At 63.1% G+C, this 16861-nt stretch carries 16 protein-coding genes; 2 read left to right on the top strand and 14 right to left on the bottom strand.

Annotated elements, in window-relative coordinates:
- Positions 1-16: 16 nt before the first annotated feature.
- Complete coding sequence (locus tag L9B60_RS08680; protein ID WP_249678083.1) at positions 17-1282, bottom strand: Hsp70 family protein; 1266 nt, start codon at positions 1280-1282, stop codon at positions 17-19.
- Positions 1283-1541: 259 nt separating this feature from the next.
- Between L9B60_RS08680 and cbpA the strand changes: the two genes are divergently transcribed.
- Positions 1542-2501: a curved DNA-binding protein gene (cbpA, locus tag L9B60_RS08675; protein ID WP_249678082.1), complete on the top strand. Its 960-nt coding sequence runs from the start codon at positions 1542-1544 to the stop codon at positions 2499-2501.
- Between the two features lie 2 nt (positions 2502-2503).
- A complete protein-coding gene (locus L9B60_RS08670; protein ID WP_249678081.1) occupies positions 2504-2809 on the top strand; it encodes a chaperone modulator CbpM in 306 nt (101 codons plus the stop codon).
- A 66-nt stretch (positions 2810-2875) separates the two neighbouring features.
- Here the strand turns inward: L9B60_RS08670 and ureC are convergent, their stop codons facing one another.
- The 13 genes from ureC to L9B60_RS08605 form a co-directional block, all read right to left on the bottom strand.
- On the bottom strand, positions 2876-4576 hold the full coding sequence (gene ureC / locus L9B60_RS08665) for an urease subunit alpha (RefSeq protein ID WP_249678080.1): 1701 nt from the start codon (positions 4574-4576) through the stop codon (positions 2876-2878).
- Between the two features lie 69 nt (positions 4577-4645).
- Positions 4646-4951: an urease subunit beta gene (locus L9B60_RS08660; RefSeq protein WP_249678079.1), complete on the bottom strand. Its 306-nt coding sequence runs from the start codon at positions 4949-4951 to the stop codon at positions 4646-4648.
- A gap of 11 nt (positions 4952-4962) precedes the next feature.
- Positions 4963-5484: a GNAT family N-acetyltransferase gene (locus L9B60_RS08655; RefSeq protein WP_249678078.1), complete on the bottom strand. Its 522-nt coding sequence runs from the start codon at positions 5482-5484 to the stop codon at positions 4963-4965.
- Between the two features lie 6 nt (positions 5485-5490).
- Positions 5491-6024: a GNAT family N-acetyltransferase gene (locus L9B60_RS08650; RefSeq protein ID WP_249678077.1), complete on the bottom strand. Its 534-nt coding sequence runs from the start codon at positions 6022-6024 to the stop codon at positions 5491-5493.
- Positions 6025-6033: 9 nt separating this feature from the next.
- The gene (gene ureA, locus L9B60_RS08645; RefSeq protein WP_249678076.1) at positions 6034-6336 is read right to left on the bottom strand and encodes an urease subunit gamma; all 303 of its coding nucleotides are present in this window, start codon (positions 6334-6336) and stop codon (positions 6034-6036) included.
- Between the two features lie 128 nt (positions 6337-6464).
- Positions 6465-7304 carry an urease accessory protein UreD gene (locus L9B60_RS08640; protein WP_249678075.1) on the bottom strand — a complete coding sequence of 280 codons (840 nt, stop codon included), beginning with the start codon at positions 7302-7304 and terminating at the stop codon, positions 6465-6467.
- A 32-nt stretch (positions 7305-7336) separates the two neighbouring features.
- Entirely contained in the window at positions 7337-8035 is a 699-nt protein-coding gene (gene urtE, locus L9B60_RS08635) for an urea ABC transporter ATP-binding subunit UrtE (protein ID WP_249678074.1), read from the bottom strand.
- A 95-nt stretch (positions 8036-8130) separates the two neighbouring features.
- Positions 8131-8991 carry an urea ABC transporter ATP-binding protein UrtD gene (urtD, locus tag L9B60_RS08630; RefSeq protein ID WP_249678073.1) on the bottom strand — a complete coding sequence of 287 codons (861 nt, stop codon included), beginning with the start codon at positions 8989-8991 and terminating at the stop codon, positions 8131-8133.
- On the bottom strand, positions 8988-10067 hold the full coding sequence (urtC, locus tag L9B60_RS08625) for an urea ABC transporter permease subunit UrtC (RefSeq protein WP_249678072.1): 1080 nt from the start codon (positions 10065-10067) through the stop codon (positions 8988-8990). The genes urtD and urtC overlap by 4 nt, the downstream gene beginning before the upstream one ends.
- On the bottom strand, positions 10067-11608 hold the full coding sequence (gene urtB, locus L9B60_RS08620) for an urea ABC transporter permease subunit UrtB (RefSeq protein ID WP_249678071.1): 1542 nt from the start codon (positions 11606-11608) through the stop codon (positions 10067-10069). Before urtB ends, urtC begins: the two co-directional genes overlap by 1 nt.
- 150 nt (positions 11609-11758) lie before the next feature.
- Entirely contained in the window at positions 11759-13024 is a 1266-nt protein-coding gene (urtA, locus tag L9B60_RS08615) for an urea ABC transporter substrate-binding protein (RefSeq protein WP_249678070.1), read from the bottom strand.
- Between the two features lie 311 nt (positions 13025-13335).
- Positions 13336-14706: a PepSY-associated TM helix domain-containing protein gene (locus tag L9B60_RS08610; RefSeq protein WP_249678069.1), complete on the bottom strand. Its 1371-nt coding sequence runs from the start codon at positions 14704-14706 to the stop codon at positions 13336-13338.
- Between the two features lie 60 nt (positions 14707-14766).
- Positions 14767-16845: a TonB-dependent copper receptor gene (locus tag L9B60_RS08605; RefSeq protein ID WP_249678068.1), complete on the bottom strand. Its 2079-nt coding sequence runs from the start codon at positions 16843-16845 to the stop codon at positions 14767-14769.
- Positions 16846-16861 lie beyond the last annotated feature (16 nt).

Here is a 16861-nt window from a genome sequence, read left to right as displayed (position 1 = left end):
CCGCTCCTGCAGGGCGTCAGCCGTAGCGCTTGCGCGCTTCGATCGCCAGCCCGCTGCCGATACTGCCAAAGATATTGCCTTCCACGTGCCGCGCATTGGGCAGCATCGCCGCCACGCTGTTGCGCAGTGCCGGGATGCCGCTTGAACCACCGGTGAAGAACACCGTGTCCACCTGCTCCACGGCTACGCCGGCCTTGTTCAGCAATTCGCTGACACTGCCGCGCACCCGCTGCAGTAGGCTGTCGATGGCGCTTTCGAACAGTTCGCGGCTCAGGTCCACGCTCAGGCCCGGTTCGATGCGGTCCAGCGGCACCAGGCGGCTTTGTTCGTGGGTGAGCTGGATCTTGGTTTCTTCCATTTCCATGGCCAGCCAGTGCCCGGCGCGCTGCTCGATCAGCTTGAACAGGCGGTCGATGCCGTCGGTGTCCTGGATGTCGTAACGCATGCTGCCCAGCGACAGCTGGGACTTTTGCGAGTACACCGAGTTGATGGTGTGCCAGGTCGCCAGGTTCATGTGGTGGCTGGTGGGCATGTAGGCGCCGCTTTTCATGCGGCTGCCGTAGCCGAACAGCGGCATGGCACCTTGCAGGCTCAGTTGCTTGTCAAAGTCGGTACCGCCGATGTGCACGCCGCCGGTGGCCAGGATGTCATCGTGGCGGTTATCGACAAAGCGCCGTTCCGGGGCCAGGCGCACCAGCGAGAAGTCCGAAGTACCCCCGCCGATGTCGACGATCAGTACCAGCTCTTCGCGTTCGATGGTGGACTCGTAGTCGAAGGCGGCGGCGATCGGTTCGTATTGAAACGAGACTTCCTTGAAGCCGATCTTTTTCGCCACCTCTTCCAGGGTGTCCTGAGCTTCCTGGTCGGCGGCGGCATCGTCATCGACGAAATGCACCGGGCGGCCCAGCACCACTTCGTCGAACGCGCGGCCGGCGTTGTCTTCGGCGCGCTTTTTCAGTTCGCCGATGAACATCCCCAGCAAGTCCTTGAACGGCAGGGCAGTGCCCAGCACGCTGGTATCGTGCTTGATCAGCTTGGAGCCCAGCAGGCTTTTGAGCGAGCGCATCAGGCGCCCTTCGTAGCCTTCCAGGTACTCGTGCAGGGCCAGGCGGCCGTACACCGGGCGGCGCTCCTCGATGTTGAAGAACACCACCGATGGCAGGGTGATCTTGCCGTCCTCCAGGGCGATCAGCGACTCGACACCCGGCCGGTGCCAGCCGACGGTGGAGTTGGACGTACCGAAGTCGATGCCGCAAGCGCGGGCTGGAGAATCGTTTTTCATGTCTTTCAGGTTCTGTTTAAAAAACGGCCGCGCAGTGTATGCCAGTGGCAGACAGAAGCAAGGGCGATAAAGGGTTTAATTACGCGCGCCATGGCCTTGAAAGCGCAAGGCGCACCCCCAATCTTCTGCTCATCCTTCGTGGCCGCCTTCTATACTCCCTCATCCAGAGGGCTGCGCGGCCGATAAACTTCCACCGCGCCGCCGAGTCTGAAGGTTGAGACCGACCGCGCGATCTCGAACATTGGATGGTGATCCTTAGATGGACTTCAAAGATTATTACAAGATTTTGGGCGTAGAGCCGACGGCGGACGAGAAAGAGATCAAGACCGCCTATCGCAAGCTCGCGCGCAAATATCACCCCGACGTGAGCAAGGAAAAGGACGCCGAGGACAAATTCAAAGAGGCCAGCGAGGCCTACGAAGCGCTGCACAACCCGGAAAAACGTGCCGAATACGACGAACTGCGCAAATACGGCCAACATGGCCGGCCGTTCCAGGGCCCACCGGGCTGGCAGGGCCGCGGTGGCGGCGGTTTCGAAGAAAGCGGTGGCGACTTCTCGGACTTTTTCAGCTCCATCTTCGGCTCGGCCGGGCGTGGCGGCAATGGCAACCCCTTTGGTGGTGGCCAACAACGCAGTGCCGGAAGGCGAGGGCAGGACGTGGAAATGGAACTGGCGGTTTTCCTTGAGGAAACCCTGTCGAGCGAATCAAAGCAGATCAGCTTCCAGATCCCGCAGCACAACGGCCGGGGCCAGCATACCGGCGATACCACCAAAACCCTGAACGTGAAGATTCCCGCCGGGGTGACCGACGGCGAACGCATCCGCCTCAAGGGCCAGGGCGCGCCGGGCGTGGGTGGTGGCGCCAATGGCGACCTGTACCTGATCATCCGTTTGGCACCGCACCCGCAATTCGATGTCGAAGGCCATGACCTGATCATCACCGTGCCGCTGGCACCGTGGGAAGCGGCGCTGGGCACCAAGGTAGCGGTGCCGACCCTGACTGGGCGCATCAACCTGACCATCCGCCCCGACAGCAACAGCGGCCAGCGCCTGCGCGTCAAAGGCAACGGCTTGCTCGACAAGCAAGGCCAACGGGGTGACCTGTACGCACAACTGAAAGTGGTGATGCCGCCCAGCGCTGACGAAGCGACCCGCGAGCTGTGGACTAAACTGGCGGAACAGGCGGCATTCGACCCGCGAGCACACTGGAGCCGTTAACGATGCACAGTACCCTGCTGGTTCAACTGGACATGAAAACCTTCTGTCAGGCGACCGACATGTCGGCGGCCTACGTGATCGAAATCGTCGAGCACGGCATTCTTGAACCACAGGGGCGAACGCCGGATGACTGGCTGTTCGACGACCGTGCACCGGTCATCGCCAGGCGCGCGGCCAAGCTGCACAACGACCTGGAGCTGGAGTGGGAAGGGGTGGCACTGGCCCTGGAGTTGCTGGAAGAGGTGCAGCAGCTGCGCGCTGAGAATTCGATGTTGCGCCAGCGCTTAGGGCGGTTCGTGAAAAATTGAGGGGCCGCTTCGCGGATGAATCCGCTCCTGTGGGAACGGATTTGTCCGCGAAGAACACACCAAGGTCTAGAACAGGAAATACCGCTGCGCCATCGGCAACGTCTCGGCCGGCTCGCACCACAACAACACCCCATCGGCTTTCACCTGGTAGGTCTGCGGGTCTACCTCGATGTCCGGCAGGTAATCGTTGTGGATCAGGTCGGTTTTCTTCACGTCACGACAGCCTTTCACCACGCCGATTTTCTTTTTCAGGCCCAGCGCTTCCGGCACGCCGGCGTCCATGGCTGCCTGGCTGATAAAGGTGATGCTGGTGGCATGGCGAGAGCCGCCGTAGCTGGCGAACATAGGGCGGTAGTGCACCGGCTGCGGGGTGGGGATCGAGGCGTTGGCGTCGCCCATCAGGCTGGCCGCGATGGCGCCGCCCTTGAGGATCAGCGTGGGTTTCACGCCAAAGAACGCCGGGCGCCACAGCACCAGGTCGGCCCACTTGCCCACCTCGATGGAGCCCACTTCATGGCTGATGCCGTGCGTGATTGCCGGGTTGATGGTGTATTTGGCGATGTAGCGCTTGGCGCGGAAGTTGTCGTTGCCTTCGCCGTCGCCCGGCAGCGCACCGCGTTGTTTTTTCATCTTGTCGGCCGTCTGCCAGGTACGCGTGATCACTTCGCCCACGCGGCCCATGGCCTGGCTGTCGGAGCTGATCATCGAGAACGCGCCCAGGTCGTGCAGGATGTCTTCGGCGGCGATGGTTTCACGGCGGATGCGGCTTTCGGCGAAGGCCACGTCCTCGGCGATGCTGGGGTCCAGGTGATGGCACACCATCAGCATGTCCAGGTGTTCGTCGATGGTGTTGCGGGTGAATGGCCGCGTCGGGTTGGTGGAGCTGGGCAGCACGTTGGCAAAGCCGCACGCCTTGATGATGTCGGGCGCGTGGCCGCCACCGGCACCTTCGGTGTGGTAGGTGTGGATGGTGCGGCCCTTGAACGCGCCCAGGGTGGTTTCGACGAAGCCTGACTCGTTCAGTGTGTCGGAGTGGATGGCCACCTGCACGTCGTACAAGTCAGCCACGTTCAGGCAGTTGTCGATTGCCGCTGGCGTGGTGCCCCAGTCTTCGTGCAACTTCAAGCCGATGGCGCCGGCTTTGACCTGCTCGATCAACGGTTCCGGCAGGCTGGCGTTGCCCTTGCCGGTGAAGCCGATGTTCATCGGGAACGAGTCCGCGGCCTGCAGCATGCGCGCCATGTGCCACGGGCCCGAGGTGCAGGTGGTGGCGTTGGTGCCGGTAGCAGGGCCGGTGCCGCCACCGATCATGGTGGTGACGCCGCTCATCAGTGCTTCTTCGATCTGCTGCGGGCAGATGAAGTGGATGTGGGTGTCGATGCCGCCGGCAGTCAGGATCATGCCTTCGCCAGCGATCACTTCGGTACTGGCGCCGATGGCGATGGTCACGTCGGGTTGGATGTCCGGGTTGCCGGCCTTGCCGATGGCGGCGATGCGCCCGTCTTTCAGGCCCACGTCGGCCTTGACGATGCCCCAGTGGTCAATGATCAGGGCGTTGGTGATCAACGTGTCGACCACCTCGGCGGCGAGCAGTTGGCCTTGGCCCATGCCATCGCGGATCACTTTGCCGCCGCCGAATTTCACTTCTTCGCCGTAGGTGGTGAAATCTTTTTCGACTTCGATCCACAGCTCGGTGTCGGCCAGGCGGACCTTGTCACCAACGGTGGGGCCGAACATGTCCGCGTAGGCTTGTCTGGAAATCTTCATGGTGCTTCCTTGGTGCAAATCGTTTTAGTCCGTGGTGCCTGGTTCGCGGATTTATCCGCGAAGGGGCCCTCACAGATCACCCATTATCCTGCCGGCAAACCCGAACACCCGGCGCAGCCCGGCCAGGTCCACCAGCTCCACTTCGCGGCTTTGCCCCGGCTCGAAGCGCACGGCGGTGCCTGCGGGTATGTTCAGGCGCATGCCGCGGCTGGCGGCGCGGTCGAAGCTGAGGGCGTCGTTGGTTTCGAAAAAATGGTAGTGGGAGCCGACCTGGATCGGCCGGTCGCCGCTGTTGGCGACCGTCAGGCTGATGGTGCGGCGGCCGGCGTTGATTTCGATTTCGCCGGGCTTGATCTGGTATTGGCCAGGGATCATGCGAGCAATCCTTAAAGGGTCTTGTAGAAAAAAGCGGTGGCGGTGTATTCGCCATCCGGGCGGCAGGCGAAGCCCGGCATCTGCCCGGCGCGCTTGTAGCCTTGGGACAGGTAGAACGCTTCGGCCGGTGAGCCGGCCTCGGTGTCCAGGTGCAGCAGGCCGCGGCTGTTTTGCCGGGCGGCCACTTCCACCGCCTGCATCAATTGTTGGCCCATGCCGCGGCGTTGAGCGTCTTCACGCACCATCAGCTTTTGCACCTCGGCGCGGTTCAGGCCGTTGGCGCGCTTGCAGTACACCAGTTGCGCGCTGGCCAGCACCTGCTCGTCCTTGACCACCGCCCAGAGCACCAGGTCGTTGATGGCAATGCGGGCTTTCACTTCGTCCAGGTAGGTGTTGGCCTCATGGGCGTCCAAGTCGGCCATGAAGCCCAACGACGCGCCCTGTCGCACGGCATCGAGCAGTAGCTCGACCAGCCCCTGGCGGTAATGCGCAAAGCTCTCAACGGTGACGCGACGCAACTGGGCGGCATTCATGGCGGCTTACTCCACGGGAGTCGGGGAAGGTTCGGCGCCCGGGTTCAAGATCAGTTGCATGAAGGTCAGGTCCAGCCAGCGACCGAACTTGCTGCCCACTTGCGGCATCTGCCCCGTGATCGTGAAACCGAGTCGTTCATGCAGACGGATGGAGGCTGTGTTGCCACTTTCGATGGCAGCCACCATCACGTGTTTGTCGCAGCTGCGCGCGCGTTCGATCAGTGTTTGCATCAGCATCGGGCCTAGGCCGTTGCCGCGCTGGTCGTTGCGCACGTAGACCGAGTGTTCGACGGTCTGGCGAAAACCCTGGAAAGGACGCCAGTCACCAAATGAAGCGTAGCCCAGCACGGCGTCGCTGGCGTCGACAATCACCAGGATCGGGTAGTGCTGGCTTTGCCGGGCGGCGTACCAGGCCTGGCGATTACCCAGGTCCACGGGTTGTTCGTTCCAGATGGCAGTGGTGTTGGCCACGGCGTCGTTGTAGATGTCGCGGATCCCCGGCAAGTCGTTGTGCACGGCATCACGGATGCGGTAAGTCATGCGCAGGCCTCAGGCGATGGGTTGGTGCACGGTGACCAGCTTGGTGCCGTCCGGGAAGGTGGCCTCCACCTGGATCTCCGGGATCATTTCCGGGATGCCATCCATCACCTGCTCGCGGCTGAGCAAGGTGGTGCCGTAGTGCATCAGCTCGGCGACGGTCTGGCCGTCGCGGGCGCCTTCCAAAAGGGCTGCGGAGATGTAGGCCATGGCCTCTGGGTAATTGAGTTTCACACCGCGCGCCAGGCGCCGTTCGGCAACCAGGCCGGCAGTGAAAATCAGCATCTTGTCTTTTTCGCGGGGCGTCAGGTCCATTGCGTGTCCATTCGGTTGGCAGTATAAAAATTAATCAAACAAAGCAATTCTGTTTGTGGGAGCAAGGCTTGCCCGCGACGGCGTATTCAATGGCCCCGTCGCAGGCAAGCCTTGCGCCCACAAAAGCGTTAGGTGCTCCAGATCCGCGGCGCCAGGGCTTCGCGCCCCAGCACCGCAGGCCTCAGTAATTTCCACAGGGCGATCAACCAGTCCCGCGCATGCAGCCCTTCGTTGGCCAGGCAGCGGGCCACCAGCAAACCGGGCAACTGGCTCAAGTCGCCGCGCACTGGGGTGGGCAGCGAGCGGCAACGCTCCAGCAGTTGGCTGTCGATATCGCAGGTCAGCAACAAGGTGGCGAACACCGGCTTGCCGTCCAACCCGATGGGGGAGTCCAGCAGGCCGTCCCCCCCCGTGACGCGCTGGCGTTCGTGCCAGAGCAGTTGGCCGTCGCGGCGCACATTCAGGTGTGACTGGAAATGCCCGCGGTCAAAGCGTTCGCCACTGGCCGGGCGGCCCAGGGCGACCACGTCCCAGTAAAGCAGGCGTGCGTCGCCTTCCAGCTCAATGTGGGTTTCCAGCTCCGCCTGGGCGGCGCTGTAGACGATGGTTTCCTGGGGTAGCCATTCCAGCGTGGCACCGGCCGCCACCTTCAGGTCCAGGCGCTGGTAGGCCGGGCCAGCAGCCCGGTACCACTTGGCTGCGCCGGGGCTGGTCAACTGCGCCCAGGCACCGGGGCCGACGTTGGCGCTGATGTCCAGCCGGTCGCCGCCGGCAATGCCGCCGGGCGGGTGCACGATGATGTGCTGGCACACCTCGGGGCCTTCGGCATACAGGTGCTTTTGCACGCGCAGCGGGCCCTTGTGGCGGCGTTGCACCGGGCGGGTGGTGTCGCCGAAACGCCCGTAGCCCAGTTCCAGCTCGGCGTGCCAGCTGGGCGTGTAGAGGGCGGTGGAGGCTGGTAGGTTCATGGCAGTTCGATCATCAAGGCAGTGGGCGCAGATTAAATGGTTACCAGGCCGCGCACACCCTCGGCCTCCATATTTTCACCTCGGCCCTGCTGCACGATCTCGCCACGGGACATCACCAGGTACTGGTCGGCCAGTTCGGCGGCAAAGTCGTAGAACTGCTCCACCAGCAGGATCGCCATGTCGCCCCGTGCGGCCAGTTTCTTGATCACCGCGCCAATTTCCTTGATCACCGAGGGCTGGATGCCTTCGGTGGGTTCATCGAGAATCAGCAGGCGTGGCCGGCTGGCCAGGGCTCGGCCAATCGCCAACTGCTGTTGCTGGCCGCCAGACAGGTCGCCACCGCGGCGGTGCTTCATCTGCAGCAGCACCGGGAACAGCTCGTAGATAAACGGCGGCACTTGCTTGGCCTCGCTGGCGCTGAAGCGCGACAGGCCCATCAGCAGGTTTTCTTCCACGGTCAGGCGGCCGAAAATCTCGCGGCCCTGGGGCACATAGGCAATGCCGGCGTGTACGCGCTGGTGCGGCTTGAACCCGGTGATGGCCTTGCCCTCCCATTGCACCGCGCCTTCCTTGGAAGGGATCAGGCCCATCAGGCACTTGAGCAAGGTGGTCTTGCCCACGCCGTTGCGGCCCAGCAGGCAGGTCACTTCGCCGACCTTAACGTCGAACGACAGGCCGCGCAGGATGTGGCTGCCGCCGTAGTATTGGTGAAGCTTCTGGACTTCAAGCATGGTTTATTCCTGTTATGTCGCGGCGGCTGCTTCGCGGATAAATCCGCTTCTACACGTACTGTAGGAGCGGATTTATCCGGAAATGAACGACACCGTTAGCGGCCCAAATACACTTCGATCACGCGTTCGTCGGCCTGCACCTGCTCCAGGGAGCCCTCGGCCAACACGCTGCCCTGGTGCAACACGGTGACGTGGTCGGCGATGGAGCCGACAAAGCCCATGTCGTGTTCCACCACCATCAGTGAATGCTTGCCGGCCAGGCTTTTGAACAGCTCGGCGGTGAATTCTGTTTCGGCGTCGGTCATGCCCGCCACCGGCTCGTCAAGCAGCAGCAGTTGCGGGTCTTGCACCAACAGCATGCCGATCTCCAGGAACTGCTTCTGGCCGTGGGACAAAAGCCCCGCGGGGCGGTGCACCGAGGTGCTCAGGCGGATGGTGGCGAGTACTTCGTCGATGCGGTCCTTTTGCTCGCCGTTCAGCCGGGCGCGCAGGCTGGCCCACACCGACTTGTCGGTTTTTTGCGCCAGCTCCAGGTTTTCGAACACGCTCAGGGCTTCGAACACCGTGGGCTTCTGGAACTTGCGGCCGATGCCGGCCTGCGCGATCTGCACCTCGCTCATCAGCGTCAGGTCCATGGTTTCGCCAAACCAGGCCTTGCCGTGGCTGGGCCGGGTCTTGCCGGTGATCACGTCCATCAGCGTGGTCTTGCCTGCGCCGTTGGGGCCGATGATGCAGCGCAACTCGCCCACGCCGATGTACAGGTTGAGGTTGTTCAGGGCCTTGAAGCCATCGAAGCTGACGCTGATGTCTTCCAGGGTCAGGATGGTCCCGTGGCGGGTGTTCAAGCCCTTGCCGGCCGCTTGGCCCAAGCCGATGGCGTCGCGGCTGGTGCCTTCGTCGCGGTTGGGGTCGAAGGCCGGTTCCAGCATGAACTCGGCGGTGGGTGTGGTTCTCATTGTTCGCCCCTCTTTTTCAGCAGGCCGATCACGCCCTTGGGCAGGTACAGCGTTACCACGATAAACAGCGCACCGAGGAAGAACAGCCAGTACTCGGGGAAGGCCACGGTGAACCAGCTTTTCATGCCGTTGATCACCCCGGCGCCCAGCAGCGGGCCGATCAGCGTGCCGCGGCCACCCAGGGCCACCCACACGGCGGCTTCGATGGAGTTGGTAGGCGACATTTCGCTGGGGTTGATGATGCCGACCTGGGGTACGTACAGCGCCCCGGCCAGGCCGCAGAGCACCGCGCTCAGCACCCACACGAACAGCTTGAAGCCGCGCGGGTCGTAGCCGCAGAACATCAGGCGGTTCTCGGCGTCGCGCAGGGCGGTCAGCACCCGGCCGAACTTGCTCTGGGCCAATCGCCAGCCCAGCAACAGGCTGGCCACCAGCAGCGCCACGGTCAGCAGGAACAGTACCGCGCGGGTGCCTTGGGAGGTGATGCTGAAGCCCAGGATGCTGCGAAAGTTGGTAAAGCCATTGTTGCCGCCAAAGCCGGTTTCGTTACGGAAAAACAGCAGCATGCCGGCGAAGGTCAGCGCCTGGGTCATGATCGAGAAGTACACGCCCTTGATCCGCGAGCGGAAGGCGAAGAAGCCGAACACCAAGGCCAAAAGCCCCGGCGCCAGCACCACCAGGCACATGGCCCAGAGGAAGTGCTGCGTGCCCGCCCAATACCACGGCAACTCGGTCCACGACAGAAAGGTCATGAACGCCGGCAGGCCGTCGCCGGCCGATTCGCGCATCAGGTACATGCCCATGGCATAGCCACCCAAGGCAAAGAACAGCCCGTGGCCCAGAGACAGCAAGCCGGCGTAGCCCCACACCAGGTCCAATGCCAAGGCAACGATGGCGTAGCAGAGGATCTTGCCCACCAGGGTGAGGGTATAGGCCGACACCTGCAGGCTGTTATCGGCCGGCAGCAATGACAGCAGGGCCATGGCCACCAGTACCAGCAGCACCAGGCCACCTACCAGCAGGGTGATCTTGGGGCCGGCTTTTTGCGCGGCGGTGACAGTCAGTGGTTGATTCATCAGTCGATCACCCGTCCTTTCAGTGCGAAGAGGCCTTGCGGACGTTTCTGGATAAACAGAATGATCAGCGCCAGGATCAGAATCTTGCCCAGTACGGCACCGATCTGCGGTTCAAGGATCTTGTTGGCGATGCCCAGGCCAAAGGCTGCGGACACGCTGCCGGCCAGTTGGCCGACGCCGCCGAGCACCACCACCAAAAACGAGTCGATGATGTAGCTCTGGCCCAGTTCCGGGCCGACGTTGCCGATCTGGCTGAGGGCCACGCCGCCTAGCCCTGCGATGCCGGAGCCAAGGCCGAAGGCGAGCATGTCGATGCGCCCGGTGGGCACGCCGCAGCAAGCCGCCATGTTGCGGTTCTGGGTAACGGCGCGCACGTTCAGGCCCAGCCGCGTCTTGTTCAGCAGCAGCCAGGTCAGCACCACCACGAACAACGCGAAGGCAATGATCACGATGCGGTTGTAGGGCAATACCAGGTTGGGCAGCACCTGAATGCCACCGGACAACCATTCTGGGTTGGCCACTTCGACGTTCTGCGCGCCGAAGATCAGGCGCACGGCCTGGATCAGGATCAGGCTGATGCCCCAGGTGGCCAGCAGGGTTTCCAGCGGGCGGCCATACAGGTGGCGGATCACGGTGCGTTCCAGGGCCATGCCGATACAGGCGGTGACGAAGAACGCTACCGGCAGCGCCACCAGTGGGTAGAACTCGATGGCATGCGGGGCAAAACGCTGGAACGCCATCTGCACTACGTAGGTGGAATAGGCGCCCAGCATCAGCATTTCGCCGTGGGCCATGTTGATCACGCCCAGCAGGCCAAAGGTGATGGCCAGGCCCAGGGCCGCCAGCAGCAGGATCGAGCCCAGGGACATGCCGCTGAAGGCTTGCCCTAGCAGGTCGCCGATCATCAGTTTGCGTTTGACCTGGACCAGGCTGGTTTCGGCGGCGGTCCGCACGCCGTCATCGGTTTCCACGCCCGGTTGCAGCAGGGTCTCCAGGCGGGTGCGGGCCATCGGCTCGCCGGTGTCGCCCAGCAGGCGCACGGCGGCCAGGCGCACGGCCGGGTTGGGGTCGACCATTTGCAGGTTGGCCAGTGCCAGGCTCAGGGCGGCCTTTACCGTGGCGTCCTGCTCACCGGCGGTGGCGCGGTCCAGCAGGGGCAGTTGGTTGGGCTGGGCGCTTTTTTGCAGTTGCTTGGCTGCGGCCAAACGCGTGGCCACGTCGTTGGACAGCACTTGCTGGCTGGCCAGGGCGGTGTCCACCAGGCCGCGCAGGCGGTTGTTCAGGCGCAGTTTGCGCAGGTTTTCAGCGGGGGCAGCATTGGGCTGCTCGATCACGGCGTGCTTGTCGGCATCATAAGACAGGCGACCGTCTTGCAAGGCTTGCAGCAATACCAGGCGCTCGGGCACCGGTTGCGCGGCCCAGGTTTCCAGCAGCTTGGCCTGGTCGCTGGCGTTGGCCGCGACAAAGTCGTCGGCGTCGCTGGCGTGGGCGGCGAAGGGCAGCAGCAGGAGGAGGGAAAAAACAATGCGGTAAAGAGACATGGCGACTTCCTGTGACGCGAAGGCGAACCCACCGCCTTCTTGTAGGAGCGGATTGATCCGCGAAGGCCTCGTCGCGATGCTACTGATGCACCGCAGCGTACTTTTCGCGGATCAATGCGCTCCTACAAAGGGGGGCGTGGGCGGTTTTGCTTAGTTGCTCTTCACCGCGTAGTCCGGCTTCTTGTCGTTGCCAGGGATGTACGGGCTCCAAGGTTGTGCACGGATCGGCTCCTTGGTCTGCCAAACCACGTTGAACTGACCGTCATCCTGGATCTCGCCGATCATCACCGGTTTGTGCAGGTGGTGGTTGGTCTTGTCCATGGTCAGGGTGAAGCCCGACGGCGCGGCGAAGGTCTGGCCGGCCATGGCGTCACGCACTTTGTCCACGTCGGTGGACTTGGCCTTCTCGGCCGCCTGGGCCCACATGTGGATGCCCACGTAGGTGGCTTCCATCGGATCGTTGGTCACCGCCTTGTCGGCACCTGGCAGGTTGTGGGCCTTGGCATAGGCCTTCCAGTCGGCGACGAACTTGGTGTTGACCGGGTTATCCACCGATTCGAAGTAGTTCCAGGCGGCCAGGTTGCCCACCAGCGGCTTGGTGTCGATACCGCGCAGTTCTTCTTCGCCCACCGAGAAGGCCACCACCGGTACGTCGGTGGCTTTCAGGCCCTGGTTGGCCAGTTCTTTATAGAACGGCACGTTGGAGTCGCCGTTGACGGTAGAGATGACAGCCGTCTTGCCACCGGCCGAGAACTTCTTGATGTTGGAAACGATGGTCTGGTAGTCGGCATGGCCGAATGGGGTGTAGACCTCTTCGATGTCCGAATCCTTCACGCCCTTGGAGTGCAGGAACGAGCGCAGGATTTTGTTGGTGGTGCGCGGGTACACGTAGTCGGTACCCAACAGGAAGAAGCGCTTGGCGCTGCCGCCTTCTTCGCTCATCAGGTACTCAACGGCGGGAATGGCCTGTTGGTTAGGCGCTGCACCGGTGTAGAACACGTTGGGCGACATTTCTTCGCCTTCATATTGCACCGGGTAGAACAGCAAGCCGTTGAGTTCTTCGAACACCGGCAGCACCGATTTACGCGACACCGAGGTCCAGCAACCGAACACCACGGCCACCTTGTCCTGGGTCAGCAGCTGGCGGGCTTTTTCCGCGAACAGCGGCCAGTTGGAGGCTGGGTCCACGACCACTGCTTCCAGTTTCTTGCCATTGACGCCGCCCTTGGCGTTGATCTCGTCGATGGTCATCAGCGCGACATCTTTCAATGACGTTTCCGAAATCGCCATGGTCCCCGACAGCGAATGCAGGATGCCGACCTTGATGGTCTCGGCGGCCTGGATGCTCCATGACAAACCCATCGCGGCGATGGAAGCCGAAAGGGTGAAAGCCTTGATCAAGCTGCGACGCTTCATTGTGCAATCTCCAGATGTCTTGAGTATTTTTTTAATGGGCAGATGGCGACTTCTGCAGGAGTGATTGCAAGGTGTGTACCAGAGTGGCCATTAGCCGTAGCTTCGGCGCTAGCAGGATGGTGCGAGTCGCTACCGCGCACTCGTGTGGTGCGCGGCAGGATTGGTGGTGCGAGGTGGTGTGCGATGCTGGTGCATTGCTAGCGATTTGCCCGTAGGAGCGGATTTATCCGCGAAACCCACACCGCGGTATGCCTGACGTTATCGCGGCGTTCTTTTCGCGGATCAATCCACGCCTACGCACAGTGCATCGGTCAGGCGGGCACGGTTTTGTTGATGCGCGAGAGCACGGCCCAATCCATCACCCACGCCGCTACCAGCGAAATCCCTACCAGCGGGAACGCCACGCCCAGGACCGCCATGATGCCGATCGCCACCTTCCATTTCGGTAAATCATGACGCAGCGGCGGCACGCCCAATTTTCCGCTTGGCCGGCGCAGCCACCACATCACCAAGCCGCTGATCGAGCCCAGCAGGATCATCAGGCACACCAGCAAGATCACGATCTGGTTGAATGCGCCGAACATCTTGCCTTCATGCAGCATGACCCCTGCCTCGGTGGCGCGGGCCACCGGGCCGTAGTCTTTCCAGCGCACGTCGGCCAGCACCCGGCCGGTGTATTGGTCGATGTGCAAGGTGGCGTCGTTGCGCGGGTCGTCGGCGAACACCGAGACGGTGAACACGCCAGTGTCGGTGGTCGGCAGGGTGATGCTGTAGCCGCGCTCCACCCTGTGTTCAGCCGCCAGGTCGGCGACCTGTTGCAGGCTGATCAGCGGCGCGGCAGGCATTTGCATGTGGCCGCCGTGGGCCATGTGCTCGGCGTGGGCGCCGGATTGCGGCATAGGGGTGTTCTCCATGGCCCAGGGCACGGTCTGGCGGTTGATCTTGTTCAGCTCGCCAGCCTGCTGGTCGGACTTGGGCACCTCATTCCACATGGCGTCGGGGAAGGTGTTCCACACCGCGGCAAACTGCTTGCCCCACATCCCGGTCCAGGTCATGCCGCTGAGCAGCATCAACAGCAAGAAGGCCGAGCCCCAAAAGCCCAGCACCGCATGCAGATCGCGCCAGAACAAGCGGCCGCGGGCCTGCAGCCGCGGCCATAACACTCCCGCGCCCGAGGAGCCGCGAGGCCACCACAGGTACAGGCCGGACACCACCAGCACGATGCCCCAGCCCGCAGCCAGTTCCACCAAGCGGTCACCGACGGTGCCGATCATCAACTCGCCATGCAATGCGCGGGCGACGGCTTGCAGATTGAGCTTGGCGTTTTGCTCGCCCAGCACCGCGCCGTTGTATTGATTGACGAACACGTTGAGTTCAAGCCCGCGGTCGTGCACCACAAACTGGCCGCTGCGATCCGCTGCAATGGGCGGCAGGTACTGGGCGATCTGGCCCTTGGGGTAGGCAACGTGTACGCGCTGCATCAGCTCGTCGGCGCCGAGATGTTGCGCCATCGGCTGCACCACCATCAGGTCCCGATACATCAGCGGGTCGAGTTGGGGCTTGAATAAGTAGATGATCCCGGTGATCGACAGCAGGATCATGAACGGTGCCACGAACAGCCCGGCATAGAAATGCCAGCGCCAGGCCAGGTTGTAAAACGAGAATTTCGTCTGGGTTGTCATCAGGTGCGCTCCCGTGAAGCGGCAGAGAAGGCGCGGTCATGGCCGCGCCGTTTTGTCAGGTCAGAAACTCACGTCGACTTTGGTCCAGAGCGTGCGCCCCGGTTCGTTGATCGCTTGTGGGTCGTTGGCCGGGTAACCGAAGCCGGCGTTGCCTGCCAGGTTCAGGTGTTCGGCGTAGGTTTTGTCGAGCAGGTTGTCGACCCCGGCGCTGAGCTTCAGGTGTTTGTTCACCCGGTACGCGCCGTTGAGCGAGAACACGCCGAAACCGGCGCTTTGCTCGTAGTCCTTGCCCACCACGTTGCCGGCGTTGGCGTCGATACGGTGCTGGGCCGCTACCACGCGCCACAAGGCGCCGGCGCTCCAGTCGTCCTCGCTGTAGGTCAGGCCCAGGCGTGATTCCAGCGGTGGCATCTGCGGCAGTGCCTTGCCGTCGCTGCTGTTCTTGCCCCAGGCGTAGGCCAGGGTGGCGTCGGCCTTCCAGCGCTGGGTCAGCTTGTAGGCCGCGCCCAGTTCACCGCCCATGATGCGCGCGTCGACGTTGCGCGCCTGGGAGTTGCCGCCGGTGTAGTCGAACAGGATGAAGTCACGCACCTGGCCGACGTAGCCCGAGGCCCAGGCTTCCAGGTTGTCGGTCTTGTACTGGATGCCGAAGTCCAGCTGCGTGGTTTTCTCCGGCTTGATCGCATCGAAGGCGTTGAGTGAGCCGGTGGGGCCCGAGGTGGGCGAGTACAGCTCCCAATAGTCCGGGAAGCGTTGCACATGGCCGATGCCTGCGTAGGTGGTGGCCGGCAGGACGGCCAGGTCATGTTCGTAACGCAAGAAGCCGCTGGGCAGGGTGTCGGCGCGGGTGTCGTCGGCGGTGGGGTTGGGCGTGGCGGTCATGCCGGAACCGGTGGTTTGCCGGTAGTCCTTGGCCGAAGCCCGGTCCAGTCGCGCGCCACTGATCACCCGGTCGGTGCCGGTGGCGTACCAGGTCAGTTCGCTGAAAACACCGTAGTTGTGCATCACCGCGTCTTTGCTGAAGGGCTGGTCCTTGTAGGTGTCCACGCCCATGGCGCTACGGCTGCGATGCTCGCTGGTCTGTGCGTCGATGCCGCTGAGCAGTTGCCAGTCGGCCCATTTCCAGGTGGCTTTCAAGCGTGCGCCCAAAGTGCGACGGTCGACGTTGCTGGCCATGGGGCCGGCCATCATGCCGGTGCCGGAGGGTGTGCGCAGGCTGTAGTTGTCCATCACGTGGTCGGCGTAGTTGTAGTAGACCTGGGCTTCGAACTTGTCGAGCACCTCGCCGATGTTGCTCTTCTCGAAACGCAGGCCCAGGCTTTCGCGCTTGAACTGCGAGCCGTCCATGCCGCGCCCGGCATAGCGTGATTGCCCATCGCCCTTGCCTGCAGTCAGCTCCAGCAGGGTGTCGGCGTCCGGGGTCCAGCCCAGCGCCACGTCGCCGTTCCACTTGTCCCAACGCGACGGCACGGTGTCGCCATTGCCGTCTTTGTAGTCATCCGATTGCGACTGGTTGCCGACGAAGCGGGCGTAGCCATCGGCGTTGCCGGCCGCGGCATCGAGCACCTTGTCGAAGCGGCCGTTGGAGCCGGCCAGCGCGCTGGCGTTGACCCGGCTGCCCAATTGGCCGAAATGCTCGGGTTCACGCTCGAACAGGATGGTCCCGGCCGAGGCCCCCGGGCCCCACTGCACGGTTTGCGGGCCCTTGATCACCGTCAGGCGGTCGAAGGTTTCCGGGGCGATGTAGGAGGTGGGCGCGTCCATGCGGTTGGGGCACGCGCCGATCATGTTGCCGCCGTTGGTGAGGATGTTCAGCCGCGAGCCAAACATGCCGCGCAGCACTGGGTCGCCGTTTGTGCCGCCGGCGCGAATCGCAGAAAACCCCGGGATGGTCTTCAGGTAGTCGGCGCCATCGCTGGCCGGCACCGGTTGGCGTGGGTCCTTGGGGTTGGTGATCACGGTGAGCGGCGAGCTGGGGGCAATGGCGGTGATCACCGTGGGGCTCAGTTCGGCAGGCGCGTCGGCCTGCTGCACGGCCAAGGCCAGGGGGCTGAGCAAAGTGCCGCAAACGGCGGCGAAAAGACGACGGGCAGGCAGGGACGACCTGCCACTGGCAGGTAAAACGGTGTAACTGGACATGGGTATTCCAACTTCA

This window comes from Pseudomonas abieticivorans, assembly GCF_023509015.1.
Lineage (GTDB): Bacteria > Pseudomonadota > Gammaproteobacteria > Pseudomonadales > Pseudomonadaceae > Aquipseudomonas > Aquipseudomonas abieticivorans.
Note: the sequence above shows the minus strand (reverse complement) of the source record. Positions and strands in the feature narration are given on the sequence as shown.